The 19,097-nt window shown below is 60.2% G+C and carries 17 protein-coding genes and 2 pseudogenes; 10 read left to right on the forward strand and 9 right to left on the reverse strand.

Annotation, left to right across the window (positions count from 1 at the left end; all coding sequences use genetic code 11):
* Positions 1-382: 382 nt before the first annotated feature.
* Positions 383-1,408, reverse strand: a complete 1,026-nt coding sequence (gene speB, locus K1W69_RS10210) for an agmatinase (protein WP_220228260.1) — start codon at positions 1,406-1,408, stop codon at positions 383-385.
* Positions 1,409-1,518: 110 nt separating this feature from the next.
* Between speB and K1W69_RS10215 the strand changes: the two genes are divergently transcribed.
* The 6 genes from K1W69_RS10215 to K1W69_RS10240 are packed head-to-tail and all read left to right on the forward strand — an operon-like array spanning position 1,519 to position 7,685.
* Complete coding sequence (locus tag K1W69_RS10215) at positions 1,519-2,253, forward strand: GntR family transcriptional regulator (protein ID WP_220228261.1); 735 nt, start codon at positions 1,519-1,521, stop codon at positions 2,251-2,253.
* Between the two features lie 24 nt (positions 2,254-2,277).
* Positions 2,278-3,825 (forward strand): ABC transporter substrate-binding protein, encoded by a 1,548-nt coding sequence (locus tag K1W69_RS10220; RefSeq protein ID WP_220228262.1) that lies wholly within the window; start codon positions 2,278-2,280, stop codon positions 3,823-3,825.
* 23 nt (positions 3,826-3,848) lie between these two features.
* Positions 3,849-4,871, forward strand: coding sequence for an ABC transporter permease (locus K1W69_RS10225; RefSeq protein ID WP_220228263.1), 1,023 nt, complete (start codon positions 3,849-3,851; stop codon positions 4,869-4,871).
* Positions 4,868-5,743, forward strand: a complete 876-nt coding sequence (locus K1W69_RS10230) for an ABC transporter permease (protein ID WP_258570977.1) — start codon at positions 4,868-4,870, stop codon at positions 5,741-5,743. Before K1W69_RS10225 ends, K1W69_RS10230 begins: the two co-directional genes overlap by 4 nt.
* The gene (locus K1W69_RS10235) at positions 5,740-6,741 is read left to right on the forward strand and encodes an ABC transporter ATP-binding protein (RefSeq protein WP_220228264.1); all 1,002 of its coding nucleotides are present in this window, start codon (positions 5,740-5,742) and stop codon (positions 6,739-6,741) included. The genes K1W69_RS10230 and K1W69_RS10235 overlap by 4 nt, the downstream gene beginning before the upstream one ends.
* Positions 6,738-7,685 (forward strand): ABC transporter ATP-binding protein, encoded by a 948-nt coding sequence (locus K1W69_RS10240; RefSeq protein ID WP_220228265.1) that lies wholly within the window; start codon positions 6,738-6,740, stop codon positions 7,683-7,685. Before K1W69_RS10235 ends, K1W69_RS10240 begins: the two co-directional genes overlap by 4 nt.
* 544 nt (positions 7,686-8,229) lie before the next feature.
* Here the strand turns inward: K1W69_RS10240 and K1W69_RS10245 are convergent.
* The 3 genes and pseudogenes from K1W69_RS10245 to K1W69_RS27015 form a co-directional block, all read right to left on the reverse strand.
* Positions 8,230-9,418, reverse strand: a pseudogene (locus K1W69_RS10245) (IS91 family transposase).
* Between the two features lie 24 nt (positions 9,419-9,442).
* Positions 9,443-9,661 (reverse strand): annotated as a pseudogene (locus tag K1W69_RS27010) (tyrosine-type recombinase/integrase); the annotation flags it as partial.
* Between the two features lie 33 nt (positions 9,662-9,694).
* On the reverse strand, positions 9,695-10,078 hold the full coding sequence (locus K1W69_RS27015) for a phage integrase N-terminal SAM-like domain-containing protein (RefSeq protein ID WP_258570978.1): 384 nt from the start codon (positions 10,076-10,078) through the stop codon (positions 9,695-9,697).
* A 538-nt stretch (positions 10,079-10,616) separates the two neighbouring features.
* Here K1W69_RS27015 and K1W69_RS10255 point away from each other — a divergent pair.
* On the forward strand, positions 10,617-11,729 hold the full coding sequence (locus K1W69_RS10255) for a lactonase family protein (protein ID WP_220228266.1): 1,113 nt from the start codon (positions 10,617-10,619) through the stop codon (positions 11,727-11,729).
* Between the two features lie 3 nt (positions 11,730-11,732).
* Here the strand turns inward: K1W69_RS10255 and K1W69_RS10260 are convergent, their stop codons facing one another.
* Positions 11,733-12,575: an IclR family transcriptional regulator gene (locus tag K1W69_RS10260; RefSeq protein WP_220228267.1), complete on the reverse strand. Its 843-nt coding sequence runs from the start codon at positions 12,573-12,575 to the stop codon at positions 11,733-11,735.
* Positions 12,576-12,749: 174 nt separating this feature from the next.
* Here K1W69_RS10260 and K1W69_RS10265 point away from each other — a divergent pair, with 174 nt between their 5' ends.
* The 3 genes from K1W69_RS10265 to K1W69_RS10275 are packed head-to-tail and all read left to right on the forward strand — an operon-like array spanning position 12,750 to position 15,601.
* The gene (locus K1W69_RS10265) at positions 12,750-13,754 is read left to right on the forward strand and encodes a succinylglutamate desuccinylase/aspartoacylase family protein (RefSeq protein WP_370688227.1); all 1,005 of its coding nucleotides are present in this window, start codon (positions 12,750-12,752) and stop codon (positions 13,752-13,754) included.
* Between the two features lies 1 nt (position 13,755).
* A complete protein-coding gene (locus K1W69_RS10270; protein WP_220228268.1) occupies positions 13,756-14,706 on the forward strand; it encodes a threonine ammonia-lyase in 951 nt (316 codons plus the stop codon).
* A complete protein-coding gene (locus tag K1W69_RS10275; RefSeq protein ID WP_370688228.1) occupies positions 14,696-15,601 on the forward strand; it encodes an amidohydrolase family protein in 906 nt (301 codons plus the stop codon). Before K1W69_RS10270 ends, K1W69_RS10275 begins: the two co-directional genes overlap by 11 nt.
* 9 nt (positions 15,602-15,610) lie before the next feature.
* On the opposite strand, the gene K1W69_RS10280 is transcribed toward K1W69_RS10275, so the two are convergent.
* From K1W69_RS10280 to K1W69_RS10295, 4 genes are read right to left on the reverse strand one after another with little or no spacing between them, the layout of a single operon-like run.
* The gene (locus K1W69_RS10280) at positions 15,611-16,570 is read right to left on the reverse strand and encodes an ABC transporter permease (protein WP_220228270.1); all 960 of its coding nucleotides are present in this window, start codon (positions 16,568-16,570) and stop codon (positions 15,611-15,613) included.
* On the reverse strand, positions 16,567-17,568 hold the full coding sequence (locus tag K1W69_RS10285; protein ID WP_220228271.1) for an ABC transporter permease: 1,002 nt from the start codon (positions 17,566-17,568) through the stop codon (positions 16,567-16,569). The genes K1W69_RS10280 and K1W69_RS10285 overlap by 4 nt, the downstream gene beginning before the upstream one ends.
* Complete coding sequence (locus tag K1W69_RS10290) at positions 17,565-18,314, reverse strand: ATP-binding cassette domain-containing protein (RefSeq protein WP_220228272.1); 750 nt, start codon at positions 18,312-18,314, stop codon at positions 17,565-17,567. The genes K1W69_RS10285 and K1W69_RS10290 overlap by 4 nt, the downstream gene beginning before the upstream one ends.
* On the reverse strand, positions 18,311-19,042 hold the full coding sequence (locus K1W69_RS10295; protein ID WP_220228273.1) for an ATP-binding cassette domain-containing protein: 732 nt from the start codon (positions 19,040-19,042) through the stop codon (positions 18,311-18,313). The genes K1W69_RS10290 and K1W69_RS10295 overlap by 4 nt, the downstream gene beginning before the upstream one ends.
* Positions 19,043-19,097: the final 55 nt, after the last annotated feature.

The following is a 19,097-nucleotide window of genomic DNA, read 5'->3' on the forward strand; positions in this document are numbered from 1 at the left end:
ATACGGTTCTGACTGCTAACATAGAAGCGCATGACGGCATCCAATAAGCGATAGCTTTCAAGCACAGGTGGTTATGAGGCTGATCGAGGCGAGATGAGAGCTTTACGAATAGGGGCAGGAAAACCAATTATCCACTCACCGCTTCCCCACGTTGTCTGACCGCAGATCCTATTGACATATATCACTGTTAAGTTGAGTTGAGGCCATGCGAGATGGGGCCGGTTGCAGTCAGGCGGCTTTGACACTTGATATTGCGAAAGCGGACTCTGGTCTGTCGCCCCTGCCCCAATGTGTATGTTACGTTCCACACCACTCGGCCTGCGTCCGATCCCAAGCGGGCGCCTCCGTAATTGCATCATTCGGATACGTATCGGATTGAGTTTCAGGCAGAGCCCTGCCGGGATGCCTCTGCAAGCAGACAGAGAATCTCGAAGCCGAGATGCGCGCCATGCAGTGCGGTAATGCCGGAGATGTCCAGCGACGGTGATATCTCCACTATATCCGCGCCGACGATGTCGGCTCCCCTCAGACTCCGCAGCATCACCATCGCATCCCGCATGGAAAATCCGCCAGGCTCCGGTACCCCGGTTCCAGGACAATATACGGAGTCGAGCGAGTCGATATCAAACGAGATATAGGTCTGACCGTCGGCAATAATCTCTCTTGTTTTCTCAATGATCGCCGATCGGCCGCGCCCCTCAAAATCGTCCATCGTGATAAGCGTCATTCCGACATCACGAGCCCATTCGTACTCGTCTTCGCTGCTGATTTGGCTGCGCAGCCCGATTTGTATCGTCCGCTTCGGATCGATGAGGGACTCTTCGACGGCTCGCCTGAAAGGCGTGGAATTATTGATCTTCGAACCGCGAATCGAATCCGCCGTATCGCTGTGGGCGTCGAAGTGGACCATGCCTAACTGCCCGTCAGCAGCGAGCGCTCGCAAGATAGGAAGCGACACTGTATGGTCGCCACCTAAAGCGAGCGGCCGTACACCGGCCTTCTTCACCTCGGAAAACATGTCGGTGCCCGCTTCGAGGCTTGCATTGAAATCCACAGGGTGCACCGGAACATCGCCGAGGTCGGCGATGCGCGCCGTTTTGAACGGCGCGACGCCGGTGTGCCCGTTCCAGTCCCGCAGAACACGCGACGCTTCGCGTACGGCTGCAGGCGCATGCCGACTGCCGGACCGATAATGCGTTCCGAGATCGAACGGCATCCCGACGATTCCGACATCGACCAGCGACGCCTCTCCCAGTGATAGGCTGCGGGCGCGCATGAAAGTCGCGACTTCAGCAAAACGGGGGCTTTGGTTGGGATCGCGCGGCGCGAACTCTCCAATATCGCTGCTTCTCGTGGCCCCGCGCCCGTCAAAGATCGATTGGCCCGATTTATCCTCAACTCCGGTCATCGCGATTTCCCTTCACCTAACGTGCATTTTTATTTGCTAACTGAAAACTGTTGACAGTTTGCAAATAGCATAGCATGATTTCTTATGAAAGTGACAAACGGAGCGAAGGCATGGTTTCGGATGATTCAAGCTGGGAGGGAAAAGCCCACATCGAGCGGCTCGTCCCGGTCAACCTGGTGGACCAGGTCCGGGAGGAGCTTCTCCGTCTGATATTATCGGGAGCGTACTCTGCCCATGAACGACTGCCTGAAGCGCCAATAGCCCGCCAGCTCGGCGTCAGCCGGGGGCCGGTTCGGGAGGCTGCCCGCCAGCTTGAGAAGCGGGGCCTGCTTCGTTTCCAACCGCGACGCGGCTTTTTCATCAAGAGATACGAGCTTGCCGATGTCGAAGGACTTTATCAGTACCGTGAGTGCATTCAGATCGCGGCAGCCAGACTTGCCGTAATCAAGATGACTTCCGCCGACATCAAGGACCTCAAGGCGAGGGCGGATGAGGCTTATGCTGCGACCGACCTGGCCGAGCTCGATCTGCTCGATCTGATCTTCAATTTTCATCGCGTGATCTTCACGGCGTCCGGCAACGGACGGTTCCTCCAAGCTTACGACGACCTCGTGTGGGAACTGCGCCAGGTTCACGCCGCGGTGAACGCTCGGGACGATCCGGCGGCCACCCGTGAATTCTTCAGCGCCTACGCGCCCGCCATCATCGCCGCATTTGAGGAGCGCGACGCCGACGCCGTGGAGCAATCGATCAAGCAATATCTTCAGGTGAGCCTGAGCGACGTCGCTCGCCTGCTCGAGATCAGCCAGTCCGAGGGCGGAGACGCCCGGGTGACGGCTCGTTAGTTACCGTTTCAAGGAGAGAGAAATATGCTGTCGAAAAAATTTGTGTTTGCAATGCTTGCCGTCTGTTCGGCGACGATAATGTCGACTTCGACGGCCATGTCCAGGGATGACGCCAACCAGATTACCTACGTCTTTTCCAACGACATCAAGGAATGGGATCCCGCCGTTATTTATTCCACCGAGGTTCGCACACTTCTCAATGTCTATGAGACGTTGACTCGATTCGATCCGGCGGCCGGAAAGGCGGATCCTCTTCTGGCAACGAGTTGGTCCGTCAGTGACGATGGTCTGACCTGGACGTTCAAGCTGCGCGAAGGCGTTACCTTCCATGACGGCACGCCTTTTGACGCCGAGGCGGCGAAATCTTCGATCGACCGGACGATGAAGATGGGCAAGGGAGCATCTTATATCTGGTCCGGTGTAACTTCCATAGAGGCGCCTGACTCCACGACGCTTCTGATGAAAACCGAAAAACCCATGCCGCTCGATCTGATCGCGTCGTCGCAATACGGCGCGTTCATCGTTTCACCGACGGCGACCGAGAAGGGCCCCGAATGGTTTGCAAACGGAAACGAGGCCGGCACGGGGCCGTATCGACTCGCCGATTACAGCAGGTCCCAACAGGCGGTGCTGGAAAAGTTCGATGACTATTGGGGAGGCTGGACAGGCGACCATTTTGATCGGGTCGTTGTTCGTTTCGTACAGGAGGTGTCGACACAGGTTCAGATGCTGCGCGGGGGAGAGGGCGACCTCATGATATCGCCGCCGCCCAACCTTCTGGATACGCTATCTCAGGACCAGGAACTCAAGGTCGATATTTTCGACAGTTGGTTGAACATACCGCTCTCGATCAACACCCAAAAATACCCCACCGATAACCTGAAATTCCGTGAGGCGCTCACCTATCTCATGGACTACGCTGCGATTGCCGAAAGCATCTTCCCCGGAACCGGGTCTGTTCCAAAATCCTGCCTGCCGCAGTCGATCGCCGGGTCGGGACAGTTTGACCTGCCAAGCTTTGATCCTGAGACAGCCCGACAACTCCTCGAAGAATCCGGCATTCCCGAGAAGGACTGGAAGGTGAACTACTACGCCTATAACGGCCGGGAGGGAATCATGGAGATCGCTGAGATGTTCCAGGCTCTCGCCGCCCAGGTCGGGGTCACCGTCGATATTCAGAACGGCGAATGGGGCGTCATGTGGGACAAGCAGCGCACGCTCGAAACATCAGGCAATATGTTTGCGATGGTCTGGTGGGCGGACTGGGCCTCTCCGACCGGGTGGCTGACAACCCTCTGGCGTTCCGAAGATCCAACCCTCTTCAACTTTTCGTACTATTCGAACGCCGATTTCGACAAGCTCCTCGATGAGGCCACCGGGTTGCAGGGAACCGATCCGGAGGCGGCCGCTCAGAAATTTGCCGATGCCCAGGGTAAGCTTCATGAGGACGCCGTTGCGATGTGCCTCGTCGACCTGAAGCAAGCCGTTGTTTATCGTGCCGATGTCGAAGGTGTCGAATACAATCCGGCCTACGAGACCATATTCGCCTATGAACTGCACCGGGCTGACTGACCGGAAAGCTGGAAGGGCGCACGATGACACTTGGCAGCTACATCGGGCGTCGTCTGTTGATGCTGGTGATCATCCTTGCAGGGGTGATCACCATCACCTTTTTCCTGAGCCGCGTGCTGCCGGGTTCCCCGGTGGAAATGATGATTGGATATCGGCCGACCGCCGAGGAGATCGAAGCAGCCAAGATCGAGCTCGGTCTGGATAAAAGCCTGCCCGTTCAATATCTGTCTTTTCTCGTCGACGCCGCCCGGGGAGATTTCGGGAAGAGCCTCAGCACCGGCCGGCCGGTGATAGAAGACATCGGGCAACGAGCCGGTGCGACATTGGAACTCACATTCACCTCCATGGTTCTGGTCCTGCTGATCGGCATTCCTCTCGGCGTAATCTCCGCTGTGAACCGCGAGAAGCCGGCCGACCAGTTTGTCAGGGCGGTCTCCATCGCCGGCGCCGCCTTGCCGGTATTCATGGTCGGTATCCTGCTGCAGATGTTGTTCGAAGGGCAGCTCGGCTGGTTTCCTCTGCAGGGACGGCTTTCGAGCAGTTTGCTCTTTGATGGCTCGTTTGAGCCGCGGACGGGTCTTTACGTCATCGACAGCCTAATCGCCGGATCCTGGAGCACATTCTTCGACGCCCTGGCGCATCTCGTACTGCCGGTCGCAACACTGACGCTTTCGACGCTTCCGCTGGTGACGCGAATTACCCGCAACATGATGATGGAAGTGCTGGAGGAAGAATACATCCGAACAGCTCATGCCTATGGCGTTCGCGCATCATACGTCCACTATCGCTACGCGCTTCGGGCGACGCTTATCCCGCTCATCACGGTTGCCGGCCTCACCTATGGCTACATGCTGGGGGGTACGGTCGTCGTCGAGTTCATATTCGACTGGCCGGGTCTCGGCGGTTATCTCGTTCGCTCCATTTCGCGGAACGACTTTCCCGCCACGGTCGGCGTCACGACGGTGCTCGCTGCCTCCTATCTTCTCATCAACCTCGTCGTGGATCTACTTTACCACGCCGTCGATCCGAGGCTGCGCAACACATGAGCGATATGTCGGCACATGACCCGGCCATGATCCAGCCCCGAGGCCTTGCCGCCTTCCTGCGCCGGCGACCGCTGTTCGCGTTCGGCATCGCCGGGCTCGCCACGATCGTGGCCTGCGCTTTGTTCGCCCCGTTTATCGCGACCCATGATCCGGTCGCCATCAACTTTGCGGACAAGCTCGTTGGACCGTCGGCGGAGCATTTGTTCGGTACCGACAACCTTGGAAGGGACATCTTCTCGCGCGTCGTCTATGGCGCCCGCACCTCGCTTCTGATCGGAGCGATCGTCACCGCTCTGGCAATTGCGATCGGTGCTCCCCTCGGGCTACTGGCCGGTTACTTTGGCGGCAAGACGGATGCTTTCATGATGCGCGGTTGCGATGTGTTTCTCGCATTTCCACCGCTCCTCTTGCCGATCGCGATAACCGCCGCCATTGGCACCGGCCTTTTGAATGCGATGATCGCGCTGGCGATTTCGTGGTTCCCATGGTACGCGCGCATCATGCGTTCCTCCGTTCTGCGCATAAGGAGTGAACTGTATGTGGACGCCGCGCGTGCGATGGGTGTCTCACACGGCCGCGTTATGGTGCGCCACATCGTTCCCAATGCGATGACGCCGATCATTGTGCAGGGGTCCCTTGACTTCAGTTACACAATACTCGCTGCAGCCTCGCTGAGCTTCATCGGCATTGGCGCCCAGCCGCCCCAGATCGAATGGGGATTGATGGCCTCGCAGGCGCGTTCCCTGTTCATGGATTTCTGGTGGACGGTCACGTTTCCCGGCCTCGCTATCTTCGTGACCGTACTGTCGATCAACCTCATCGGCGACGGTTTGCGGGATCTGCTGGACCCGCGCGGGAGCAGCACCCGATGACGTCCCCGGCCCTCGACTTTCGCGGATTGAAGATCGACGTACCCGGTCCTGCGGGACCCTTGCCCCTCATCCGCGACGTAACTCTCAGCGTCGGCCATGGCGAAATAGTCGGCCTTGTTGGAGAATCGGGATCCGGCAAGTCGTTGAGCGCGCTCGCGGCCCTTGGCTTCGCGCCTGCCGACAGCCGCGTTTCAGGGCAGATCAGGATAGGGGATTTCGAGGTCATCGGCGCACCTGCCGACCGGCTCCGCGAGGTTCGCGGGAGACGCTGCGCCATGATCTTCCAGGACGCGACGAAATCCCTCAATCCGTATTTCACGCTTGGGCGACAGCTTAGCGATGTGGTCAGTCTGAACCGCGGTCTTTCTCATCGCGATGCCGTGGATGTCGTGACGCAAAACCTCGCAGACATGAACCTGCCGGATCCCGGGCTGATGGTCGGCAAATACCCCCATCAGCTGTCAGGCGGACAGCTTCAGCGCGCGATGATCGCGATGGCCCTGAGCTGCGAGCCGGAGGTGCTCCTCGCTGACGAGCCGACGACCGCACTGGACGTTACGGTGCAGGCCCAGATCCTTGTCCTGCTGCGCGAACTGGCGCGGCAGCGCAATCTCTCAATTCTCTTTATTACCCACGATCTCGGTGTGGTCGCAGCCCTGTGCGATCGGGTCGCGGTCATGTACGCAGGAACGATCGTCGAGACAGCGTGGTGTACCGAACTGTTCGCGAACGCCATGCACCCCTACACGCGCAAACTTTTGGCAACCGCTCCGGTGCTTGGTCGGGGCCGCGCGACACTGCCGAACATTCCGGGCCGCGTTCCGGAACTCACCGACAGGCGCCCCGGTTGCCTCTTCGCACCACGCTGCGAACGCGCGACCGAACTTTGCCGCGAGGTCCGTCCACTGCTGCTTTCACACGAGCCCGGCCATGCCGCGGCTTGCCATCATCCGCACAGGATCGACGAGGTGACTGCTCGCGAGGATATTTTCCCATGAACACAGTGCGTCTGGATGTCGAAAATCTCGTCAAGCACTACCAAACACCGCATGGCGTCGTGCGCGCTGTCGACGGTGTCAGTTTCTCGGTGGAGGCTGGCCGGACACTGGCCCTTGTCGGTGAATCGGGGTGTGGCAAGAGTACGGTGGCAAAGGCCATACTTGGCCTTATCGAGCGGGATGGAGGACATATCGGTCTGTCATATGCTTCCGAGCGGGGCAGGGGTCGCAGGCCTCTCGGTATGGTGTTTCAAAACCCGTATTCCTCTCTAAATCCCCGCATGCGGGTTCGCGACACGCTTGCCGAAGCGCTGTACCAGGCCGGTTTCCGAGATCGGGTCACCATTCAAGGTGCAATCGAAAGCCATCTCGCGGATGTCGGCATGTCGCCGCAACACGCGGAGCGATATCCGCATGAACTGTCCGGAGGCCAGCGGCAGCGTGTCGGAATCGCCCGCGCCTTGGCGCTCGATCCTGACATCCTGCTCCTGGACGAGCCGACGGCCGCGCTCGATGTCTCCGTACAGGCACAGATCCTCAACCTGCTTCGCGATCTCCAGGAAAGCCGGGGTCTCGGCTATCTGTTGATCTCCCACAGCCTCGCGACCGTCGAGAGCATCGCCGATGACGTCATCGTCATGTATTTCGGAAGACTCGTCGAGAGCGGGCCTGTCGGGTCCGTGTTCGGTTCGCCTGCGCATCCCTACACCAGGGCATTGCTTGATGCTGTCCCTCCGCTCGACCCGTCACGGCGCGACAAACTCGTTCCGCTCGCCGGCTCGGTTCCGAGCTATCTTTCGCCACCACCCGGCTGCCCGTTTGCCCCCCGTTGTTCGCGAGTCGTCTCCGATTGCGAAGCGAGAAGGCCCTCATTGAATCGCATCGACGACCGAAGAAAGGCCGCGTGCATCAGGCCGCAGCATGGAGAAACGGCGATGCTGTGAAGGCTGGAAGTTCTCTTTGCCACGCAGTAGCCCCGGAGCCAATATCAGGCGGTTTAACCCGTGTGGCCTGGTTGGACGCGACCTTGTTCTCCGCATCCGGATACGTCAAGCGATCTGGTAGCCGGGACCGCGATGTTCGTTGTCGTACCGTCGCTCGTTGTCGACCGGTCGTGCGAGCAAGCTGTCAATGAAGACCGGACAGAGGCTTGCAGGATCAGCGCGTTCTTCGCTGAACGGCTTGAATGGCTAAGGGTTTCGGATGCCGTCAGGCGTACGAAACCCTCTCATGCAGGAACCCGCGGTCGGCGCATTTCAGGCTATGGGGATTTGTTTTTCGAGGCAGGTCTGGGGTAGTTCCGAACAGCACCACATGGTGGGTATAGCGGGGCAAGCCTGGGATTTTCAGGTGTGGCCGCAGCGCTGGTCGCGGGGACCTCAAGCGGCTTTGGATTGCTGAGAGCCATTCTCTTTTTGCAATGCACAAGCCGTCCCGTTGGCCGATGCCGTTGCGGGTCGGCCAAATGAGCGAATAATCCATGCCGGGTCATGGCGTGGTCTCCCGGCTCGAAGCGGTGCAGTGCGGCGGTGCGCGGGGCTGGTGCCAGCGTGCGAAGGTCTCGATGATGATCATGTGCCCACCGCAGCAAGGGCATGATGGCCGTTTATCGGGCTCCTCTGATGCATCGGTTCCGGGCTCCGGGGCAACGCTCAGCAACGCGCGAGCACGATCGAGGCTGGCTTTGCGAGAGGTGCCGGCAAGCAGGCCGTAGTGGCGAATGCGGTGGAAGCCGCGCGGCAGGACATGGAGCAGGAAGCGACGAATGAACTCATCGGTGGCGAGGGTCATGACCTGCTGCCGGTCGGTGTTGACACGGCGGTAGTCCTTGTAGCGGAAGGTGACCCCGTTCTCGTCGAAGCCGATGAGACGCCGGTTCGAGATGGCGACCCTGTGGGTGTAACGGGACAGATAGGCCAGCACCGCTTCCGGTCCGGCAAAGGGTGGCTTGGCGTAGACGATCCAGCGTTTGCTGCGTACGGCTTCAGATGACGCAGAAAGACGCCGCGGTCCGCCAGTTGGGCCATTGATCCGAAGAAGGCGAGCCGGCCTGTATCGTGAAGTGCGATCAGCCGGGTCAGGAACAGGCGGCGGAACAGCTTGCCAAGCACCCGCACCGGCAGCAGGAATACGGGGCTGGACGATATCCAGCGCTTTCCGTCGAGCGGGATGCCGCCGCCCGGCACGATCATGTGCACATGGGGATGGTGGGTCATTGCCGATCCCCAGCTATGCAGCACCGCGGTGATGCCGATGCGGGCGCCGAGATGCTTGGGGTCTGCAGCGATCGTCAGCATCGTCTCCGACGTGGCGCGGAACAACAGGTCGTAGACCAGCGCCTTGTTCTGGAAGGCGATGGCGGCGATCTCGGCGGGCAGCGTGAATACGACATGGAAGTAGCCGACCGGCAAGAGGTCGGCCTCCCGCTCGCGAGCCACGCGCGTGCGGCGGCCCCCTGGCACTTCGGGCAGTGCCGGTTGCGGCAGCTGTTATAGGCGATGCGCCAGTGCCCGCAGTCCTCGCAGGCCTCTACGTGTCCGCCCAATGCAGCGGTGCGGCAATGTTCGATCGCCGACATCACCTTGAGCTGAGCGAGGCTCAGGTGTCCTTCATGGGTTGCCCGGTAGGCGGGTCCGGCAGCGCGGAAGATGTCGGCGACCTCGGCCGCTTCCTGCACTGCGCGATGCAGTTGCCGCGACGAGATCGGATCGGTGCAACTGCGTCCCGGAAACAGCCAGCCATGGGGCAGCATCACGCCGCGCCGCTTTCCTTCGCGCCACCACAGACGCAACAGTTCCAGGAGTTGCGGCGAGAGCATGGCGTTGCGGTCCTTGCGTCCCTTGCCCTGTTCGACGCGGATCAGCATGCGGGTCGAGTCGATATCGTCGACCTTGAGATGCGCGACCTCGGAGACACGCAAGCCCGCGCCATAGGCGACACCGAGCGCCGCCTTCTATTTGATGCCCGGTGCCGCCTCGAGCAGACGTGCGGCTTCATCCACGCTCAGCACCTCGGGCAGCTTGCGCGGATTACGGGTTATCACCAGAGTTCGCGACAGATCCCGCCGGTTCAGCGTCACCGTGAACAGAAAGCGCAGCGCCGAAACCGTGCTGTTGATCGTCGCCGGGCCCACGCCGGTCTCATGCTGATGCAACTGGTAATGCCGGATGTCCTCAGCGGTCGCTGTGTCGGGAGGACGCCCGAGGAAAGCGGCAAAGTTCCGGACATGTCGAACATAATCCTGCTGTGTATGGGATCCCAAACCCCGCATCACCATGTCTTGCTGCATGCGCTGGCGAAGCGGTGTGGTTGGGGCATCGGTCTGAAAGGTCGTCATGGCAAATTCCTCTTGTTGAAAGGAACTCCATGCTCGGACCTCAGCCTCTACCTGCCCAGAGCCTCAGACGGAACCAGCAAACCCTCGCAACGCGCACCCTCCCGCGAAGCGGGTTCGTGCTTGGGGCCGGAAGGGGAACTTCCGGCTTCTGATCAGTTCGAAGGCAAAGCAGACATACAAAGTGCTCCGCACTGTTCCAATTGCGACATTAGCCCGAAGGCGAATATCTGCCATTTTTCGCCGTCAAGTGCGCTTGGGCTTTCGGCGATTTGCTGACGTTCAAAGAGATTGTCAAAGTCGCCTTACGTGCTCAGAGAATAAGTGAGAATTCAACTTTTTTTAAGGGATGGCAGCCCTCAATACCTTGCCATACACGTCAATCCAGGAGGCATATTCGGCCTTTGGTTGAAGTGCTGAGTTCAGTGCGGAACTGCTGGTTCAAAGACAATGTGCATATCGGTTGACTGCCGCCTTTGCCATCACTTACTGCTTGGTGCAACTTTGCCCGAAATGGATCTGAGGTGTTGAGGTGTAAAGCATGAGAAAAAAACAGCTTGTCTTCATCGGTGGGCTTAATCGCGAAGCTCCATACTTCCAGGGCGCGCGCGGCGTGGGTCTCTCGGTCTTCAGTTTTGACGATCAGTCTCTGGAAACGACCTTGCTCGCCGAATATGGCGGCATCGACAATCCCAGCTATCTTTCCGTGAATGACGACGGCTCCCGGATCTATGCCAATTCCGAAATCTTCGGCTGGCCTGAAGGTCTGGTGACAGCGCTTGCATTCGATCGCGCAACGAACACGCTCTCCCATATCAACATGCATGCGACGCTCGGCAGCATCACCGCGCACAACATGATAACACGCGATGGCTCGAAGCTGCTCGTATCAAACTATGCGATGGGCGACGGCGGCCCCGACCGATCACTTGTTGTTTTTGGACTGAGCGACGACGGAGGCCTGACAAACGTCCTTTCAGCCATCGCACATGTCGGAACAGGACCGGATCCGGAGCGTCAGGAACGTAGCCACGCCCACAGCCTCACTGAATTGAAGACGGGCAGCATCGCCGTTGCTTGCGATCTGGGTCTGGACATGCTGATCGCCTACCGGCTTAATCCGGACGGATCGCTTTCCCGGCTTGACGAGTTGAAAATGGCGCCTGGCTCCGGTCCACGGCATCTGGCGTTGCATCCAGACGGGAAGTTGATCTTCGTCATCAATGAACTGAACTCGACAATCTGCTCGCTGCGTATCGATGGTGAAACAGGCGCAATGAGCCTGCTGGATATACAGTCGGCCGCCGATGCGAGCCAGCCGGACGTCGAGAACCATTGCGCCGATCTGCAGATATCGCCGGACGGCCGGTTCCTTTACGGGTCGAACCGCGGACACGACACGGTGGTGGTCTTTTCGGTCGATGCAGAAAACGGCAAACTGGCCTTGGTCGGTCACGCGCCATGCGGCGGGGCGACGCCGCGCAATCTCGGCTTGTCCCCGGACGGTGCTTTCCTGTTTTCCGCAAACCAGAACGCCGACCGGGTTACGATCTTCCGTCGCAATGAAGAGAACGGCGAATTGACCGATACTGGTAAGGCGATTGAAACGGGCACGCCGATGTGCGTCAAATTTGCCCGGACACCGCTTGCCTGAGGGTCAGTCGGTCGACAATGGAAATTCGGGACGGCGCAGTCTGCCGCCGAGCTCGCGCGACAGCGTATCGGCGCATTCGAACAGACGCTGCTCCGCCTCGGCGAGTTGGACTTCATTTTCCACCCAGACAAGGTATGGCATGGTCAGCGCCGCCTGCGCCTCGCCGCTGGAATCAACAATCGGAAAACTTACGTCCGTAATTCCACGCAGTGTCTCGTCGCTGACGCATTCGTAGCCGCGCCGGTTGACGTCTGCGATTCTTTCAATCAGCGGCTTCGGGTCCTCTCCCCGCTCGCGCAATGCTCCGCCCAGGGCCTCTTCGAGAGAATAGCGCACGGATGACGGCTGGAAAGCGATCAGCGTGCGGCCCGAGGCGGTTTTGAGCAGAGGACGCTGGGTTCCAAGTCTGACGCGGAAGCCGATAGGCGCAGGATTGTCAGAGACCACGACGACGCGCGTCGTCCAGCCGTCGAGGACCGAAATGATGACGACCTGTTCCACCTGCATCGCAAGGCGATCGAGCACGGGGTGAGCCGCCTGGATAAGACGGCGGATCGGAAGGTGATTGCTTGCGAGATCGAACAGCTTCAGCGACAGTCGAAAAGCGTCGTCTCCAGGGCCGCGCAAAACATAGCCGCGCCTCTCCAGCGACATCACAACGCGATACACTTCCTGGACCGATCGGTTGAGTTTTTGAGCGATCTGGCTGAGTATCAGGCCTTCAGACTGGAGCGCCAGAAGTTCCAGGATGTCGAGCCCCTTCTCGAGCGCCGGCGCCCGATAGGATGACGGTACGGAGGGTGTGGACTGGGCCTTTCGGGTGGAAGTTTTCTTGACGCTGCTCATCCGTCCTTCCCTAATAAGTCGAGGCGCTGGATACCAGTAAAAATTCACTGTTGCTAGTATCATAAATAAACGATAGTTTTCATATAGAAAAAATGAGGCCGCTTTTGCAAGGCGGGATCGTTTGAGGGCGTAACCGATTTCGCAAGGTTCGGAGACGCTGGGAGGGGAATTTCCGTGGGCAGCAAAGTCGGCGACACCGATATCGACTTCAACATTGACGGCAAGCAGACGGGTTTCCTGCGCCTACCTTATTCCGAACATGACGACGCCTGGGGTGTCATTCCCGTCCCGCTCGCCGTGATCCGCAACGGTGACGGTCCGACGGTGATCCTCCAGGGCGGCAATCATGGCGACGAATATGAAGGTCCGATCGTGCTTGGAGAGATCATCCGCGATCTGGATCCCGCGAGTGTCAACGGCCGCCTGATAATCGTCCCGGCGCTCAATCTTCCGGCGGTGCAGGCCGGCTCCCGCGTTTCGCCGATAGACGGACTCAATCTAAACCGCACCTTTCCCGGCGATCCCTCGGGGTCGCCGACGCAGCAACTTTCCTCCTGGGTCAACGATGAGCTATTTCCGATGGCCGACGCGTTCGTCGATCTGCATTCCGGCGGGTCTTCCCTGTCGATCGTCCCGAGCGCAATCGTCGAACCCTCGGACGATCCGGCCTTGACCGCGCGCAATCACGAAGCCGTCGCTGCTTTCAATGCACCGATGAGCGTTGTGATTTCGAACCGCGGAGACACCCGCACTTCGACTGCTTCGGCGGTGCGCGCAGGATTGGTAACGGTCGGCACGGAAATGGCCGGCGCCGGCACGGTTTCCCCGGAGGCGGTGAAACTCTGTCGTCGCGGGGTGAATAATCTGTTGCATCATTTTGGCGTTTTCAAATCGGCGGACGCATCGCCGCCGGTAATGGGAACAGAACAGGTTTTCCATGAACTCGGACGGAACGCGCACGTGCTGACGGAGGACGCCGGCGTATTCGAATCCTTTCATGCTCTGGGATCCCGCGTCCGCGCGGGAGAGGCGGCCGGACGCGTGCATTCTCTAAGCGATCCGCGCAAACCGCCTGTGGAACTGACCTTCTGGGCCGACGGGGTGGTCTACGGTCTTCGTCATCCGGGTCGCGTTCGTCCGGGCAATTGTTGCGCTGTTGTCGCCTCGCCATGTGAATGACATGAAAGTATCACTCGATGACATCAGACAGGCTCAAACACGCATTGCGCCGCATATCAGAAAAACGCCGCTCATGGAGGCGACGACCGTCGCCGAGCCGCCAACTCCCGCGCGTCTCTGGCTGAAACTGGAGAACCTGCAGGTCACCGGTTCCTTCAAGGCGCGGGGTGCGACCAGCAAGCTCCTGACGTTGCCGCCAGCCGAGCTTGCGGCCGGTGTGGTCACGGCCTCTGGCGGGAATCATGGCCTTGCGACAGCCCGCGCAGCGACCATGGCGAAAGTGCCGGCAACCATTTACGTCCCGGAGAATGTCGCGCCCTACAAAGTCGACAAGCTGCGGGCAATGGGCGCGAAAGTGATCGTCACCGGTTCGGTTTGGAACGAGACCAACCGGTTTGCGACCGCATTCGCGGAAGAAACCGGCGCTGCATATTTTCACCCCTTCGCCGATCCGGCCGTGGTGGCCGGGCAGGGCTCCCTGGCGCTGGAAATCCTGGAAGAGCGGCCGGGTCTCACCGCAGTCCTGATCGCCATCGGAGGCGGCGGCCTCATCACCGGAATGGCGATAGCCCTGAAAGCGCTCAAGCCTTCGATCCGCATCATAGGAGTCGAACCGGTGGGCTGTCCCACCTTTCATGCCTCCATCGAAGCCGGACATGTGGTTCCTGTCCAAAAGGTGACGACTCGCGTCGCCACAATGGCCTGCGCCGAAACGGATCCGGAGGTTTTCGAACTTTCCAGCAGTCTCATCGACGAAGTCGTGCTCATCGAGGACGAGGACATGGTTTCCGCCGCACGCTATCTGTGGTCGGAATTCGGTCTCGCCGCAGATCTGAGCGGCGCCGCCGCAATCGCCGCATTGCGCACCGGGCGCGTCGCGTTCTCCAAGGGCGATGAGGTCTGCGCGCTGGTCTGCGGCGCCGGCACGGAAGGCATTCCCGGTGGGCGGTGAGACCTATCGCGGACCAATCATAGACGCCCATCATCATCTGTGGGATCTGCGCCTCGAACGTCATGCCTGGCTCGACTGGCCGACACAAGGCGATGAACTCGCGCCGCTGCGGCGCAACTACCTCGTCGAGGATTACCTCAAGGCTTCAACCCGATCGGGGATCGTCGCAAGCGTCCATGTGGAGGCGAACTGGGATCCGACCGATCCGCTCGGCGAGACCGAATGGCTTGACAGCCTCGAACGCCCGGCGGGCATCGCGGCCCGATACGTTGCCTACGCTGCGCTGGCCAGCGACAATGCGCAGGAAATCATCGAACGACAGGCCGCGCACGAACGCGTCGCCGGCATCCGCGAAATCATCTCCTGGCATCCTGACCCCGCCAAGGCCCGGGTGGAACGAGGCGACCTGATGGAGGATGCCCGATGGCGCGCCGGGCTGGCGCATCTGCAGAGCCACGGTCTCAGTTTCGACCTGCTGATATCGAGCCGCCAGCTCGATATGGCCTTGCGGTTGGCGCGGGATTTCCCGGATATGCAATTCGTCCTCAACCATTGTGGCAGTCCGATGGACCGTGACGCCGAGGGGATGGACCAGTGGCGCGCATCACTTCGCCGTCTTGCCGCGGCGGGAAATGTGAGCCTGAAGATTTCCGATCCCGTCGCCTATGACCCGGCATGGACGCGCGAAAGTCTGGCGGGCGTGATCCTTCACTGCATCGACTGCTTCGGCGCAGGACGCTGCATGTTCGCCAGCGACTATCCGGTCGCCGGTCTGCATATCACATTTGATCACTGGCTCGCGCTCTTCAGCGACATCATCGCCGATCTGTCGGAGGACGAAAAGCGCTCGCTGTTTTTTGACAACGCCCGGAAGATCTATCGCATCCCTGTCTGACAAGGACAGTCAGATCCGCGTGCTGACATGCGGGTCACGACCGTAGAGCGAAACCAGCAGGATGATGACAAGACCAAGGGCCGCCTGCACCACCGAGGGCTGGAGGCCGAGGCCGATCAGCAGCGTATTAAGTTCAGTCAGGACAAGCGCTCCGGCGACCGTGCCGAGATAGGAGCCGCGTCCGCCAACCAGCGCGGTTCCGCCGATAACGACGGCGGCGATCGTCTGGAACAGGTATGGTTGACCCACTTCACCGTATGCCGAGCCCGTAAAGCCCAGGAGCAGGATGCCGGTCACGGCGGCGAAGAATGCGCTGATCGCAAAGGTCAGCGTCCACATCCCGAGTGGACTAATCAGGGCGAGCATGGCTGCGCGCGGATTATTGCCTACCGCATAGACGCGCCGCCCATAGGGCGTGCGCACGAGAAGAACGGTGATCAAGGCGATCACGACAATGAAACAGGGTACGAGCCAAGGCACCGGAAGCCCCATTGCCGAACCTCCGATGGACACGAATTCGGAGAGCGTCGCGGGGGCTGAACCGGACGGAAACCCGGCGGTCCACAACAGGACCGAGCCCTGGATTATAGTGCCGACTCCAAGTGTGACGATCAGTGGATGGATGTTCAATCCACCTGAGACCAGCCCGTTAAACGCGCCGATAACGAGCGCCAGCGCAAGCACGATGACGCAGACGACCCAGAAACTCATGCCGTCGCCATACAATTGCGCCGAGACCACATTGGCGAAACCGATGACAAACGGGATCGAAAGATCGATGCCGCCCAGAATGATGACCAGCGTCTGGCCGATCGAGGCGATCGCAAGCAGCGATGCGAGCACCAGCATGGCCCTCATCGAAAAGGCCGAACTGTAGCCCTGGATGAGCAATGTTCCGAGCATATGCAGGGCTATGGCGATGAGAAATGCGCCAAGCGCCCTGCGCTGGTCTGTCGACAGGCTCTTCATGATCCCGCCCTTTGCGCTCTTTGTTCCATATATCGATCCTGAACCGCAGTCAGGACGATCGCCAGCACGAGGATCGCGCCGTAGCTGATTTGCAAGATGAATGTAGAGACGTTGAGATAGGTCAGCGCGCTCTGCAGCAGAAAAATGTCGATGGCGCCGATAGCGGCGCCAATGACGCTGCCGCGTCCGCCGGCCAGACTGACTCCGCCGAGCGCAACCGCCGAAATCGCGATCAGCGTATATGTCGGCCCGACAGCCGGGTCGGCCGACCCAATCAGCGCCGTCAGCATCAGTCCCGCCGCCCCGGAAAACAGTCCGGTGATGACGAAAGACAGGAAACGGACCTTTGTCACCGGCACGCCGGCGGTGTAGGCGGCGCGGTCGTCGCTGCCGACGGCCATCAGCTGATCGTAATAAGGCGTCCGGCAGATCGCCCACCAGACCAGGAACACGCATCCGAGCGGCAGGATAGACCATGTTCCGGCAAGCTGCGAGAGCCATTGCGGCGCCGTCCCGGTGGGCGCGGGCAGGATCGTCAGCGTTGCGCCGACGAGCACAAGATATGTGCCAAGCGTGGCGACAATCGGCTGGATCCGCAGGATCGTCGCCAGGAAGGCGTTGACCACACCGCCCGCCACTCCGACCAGCAAAGCCGCCGGAACAATCGCGAAGGGCGATGATACGCCCAGCATCTGGATGAAGACGAGCACGACGATCGCGTTGACGAAACCCATGAGCGGTCCGACGGAAATGTCGATGCCGCCGCGCCCGCCGAGAAAGGCCGGGGTCGAGGCGACGGCTGCGCCTATCAGCGGCGCGGCCAGCCCGAGCAAAGTTCCCCAGGCAGCCGGCGCGAACCGCGCAGGATTGAGCCAGATATTGATCGCCAGAAGAATGACGAAGAGCAGCGGCGCGAAGCCCGCACTGGAAAAAACGCTGCGCTGGATAGCTCTGGCCAGGCGATGTCCCGAACCTGTGGTGGCGCCCCGCTCACTCATGAATCTCTTCCGAACATGGTTGCGATGATGCGGTCGGCGCTCATTTCTTCACCGGAGAGACGGCTTGCGAGTTCAAAATCGCGAAACACCAGAACGCGGTCGCACAGATGCAATGATTCCTCGATTTCAGTAGAAAGAATTACCAGCGCCATGCCCTCGTTCGACAGTTCACGAAAGACTTCATAGAGTATCTTGCGCGTCGCGATATCCACGCCTCTGGTCGGATCGTTCAGCAGCAATACGCCTGGCTGCAAGGCAAGCGCCCGCGCCAACAGAACCTTCTGCTGGTTGCCGCCGGAAAGCGTGGTGATCGGCTCCCGCGGATGAGGCGCCACGATGGAAAGCCGCTCGCGGTAATGGTCATAGCGTTCGCGGCGGCGGCGATAGCTGATAAGGCCCGCGACGCAATCCCGGGTTACTGTCGCCATGGCGAAATTGTCGAGAATCGAGAGAGCCGGAAAAATCCCGCTGGCGCGCCGATCACGCGGAAGGTATGCGACGCCGTGCGAAACGGCGCGGCGAAAGCTGTTGATCGCGTGCGTGCGCCCGACATCGTCGCGGTACCCGATGCTGCCGCCTGCGGGGGCGACCAGGCCGGCCAGCATTTCCAGAAAGCGTTCCTGGCCGTTTCCGTCCAGACCGGCGAGGCCCACGATCTCGCCGGCGCCGATGCTTTCGTCGATCGCCTGTCGGTCGGTCCGCAGCCGCAGGCCTTCCACGATCAGCTTGTCCCTTACCGCGTTCACTCTTCGACCCCCGCCATTTCCGGGGCCATCAGGGCGAGCAGTTTTTCCGGCTCCAGCTCCTCGCGCCGGAGAGTGGTGACCACGCGGCCGCTTCTCAATACAGTGACCTTGTTCGAGAGGCTCATCACCTCGTCCATGCGATGGGTGATGAAGATTATCAGGCAACCATCGGCGGCCAACCGGCGCATTAGGTCGAATACCGCTTCGCGGTCTGCAAAATCAAGCGCCGCGGTCGCTTCGTCCAGAATCAGAATTTGCGGTTTGCGCACCAGCGCGCGCGCAATGACGACGAGTTGCTGTGCTGCCAGCGGCAGCCGGCCGGCCGGCTCTTCAAGGGGCGCCTCTGTAACAGCGAACTCCTTGAGCGTTTGTGCTGCGAGCGTTGCGCGGTCGCGGCGCGCTGTCCTGCGACGCCAGAGGTCGTCGTAGCCAAGCAGGATATTGTCGATGACATTGCGGTCCGGCGCCACCAACACTTCCTGGAACACCGTGGCGAAGCCCTTCTCCTGGAAAGCCGCCGGGTTCCTCCCCGTGATGTCTTCGCCTGAAAGCATGATTTCGCCGGCGTCGGGTGAGACTATGCCGGACAGCAGCTTGACGAGCGTGCTCTTGCCCGAACCATTCTCTCCGAGAATTGTGTGTATTTCGCCGAAATCGAGCGATATGTCGGCTCGGTCGAGCGCCACCGTTTCACCGTATCGCTTCGAAAGGCCCTTTATTTCGAGCATTGTGTCCTGTCGTCAGCTCTTGCAGTTCCGGCGAATAGTGTCAGAAAAACCGCTC

Origin of the sequence: Flavimaribacter sediminis (assembly GCF_019492055.1) — a bacterium.
Classification (GTDB): Bacteria; Pseudomonadota; Alphaproteobacteria; order Rhizobiales; family Rhizobiaceae; genus Flavimaribacter; species Flavimaribacter sediminis.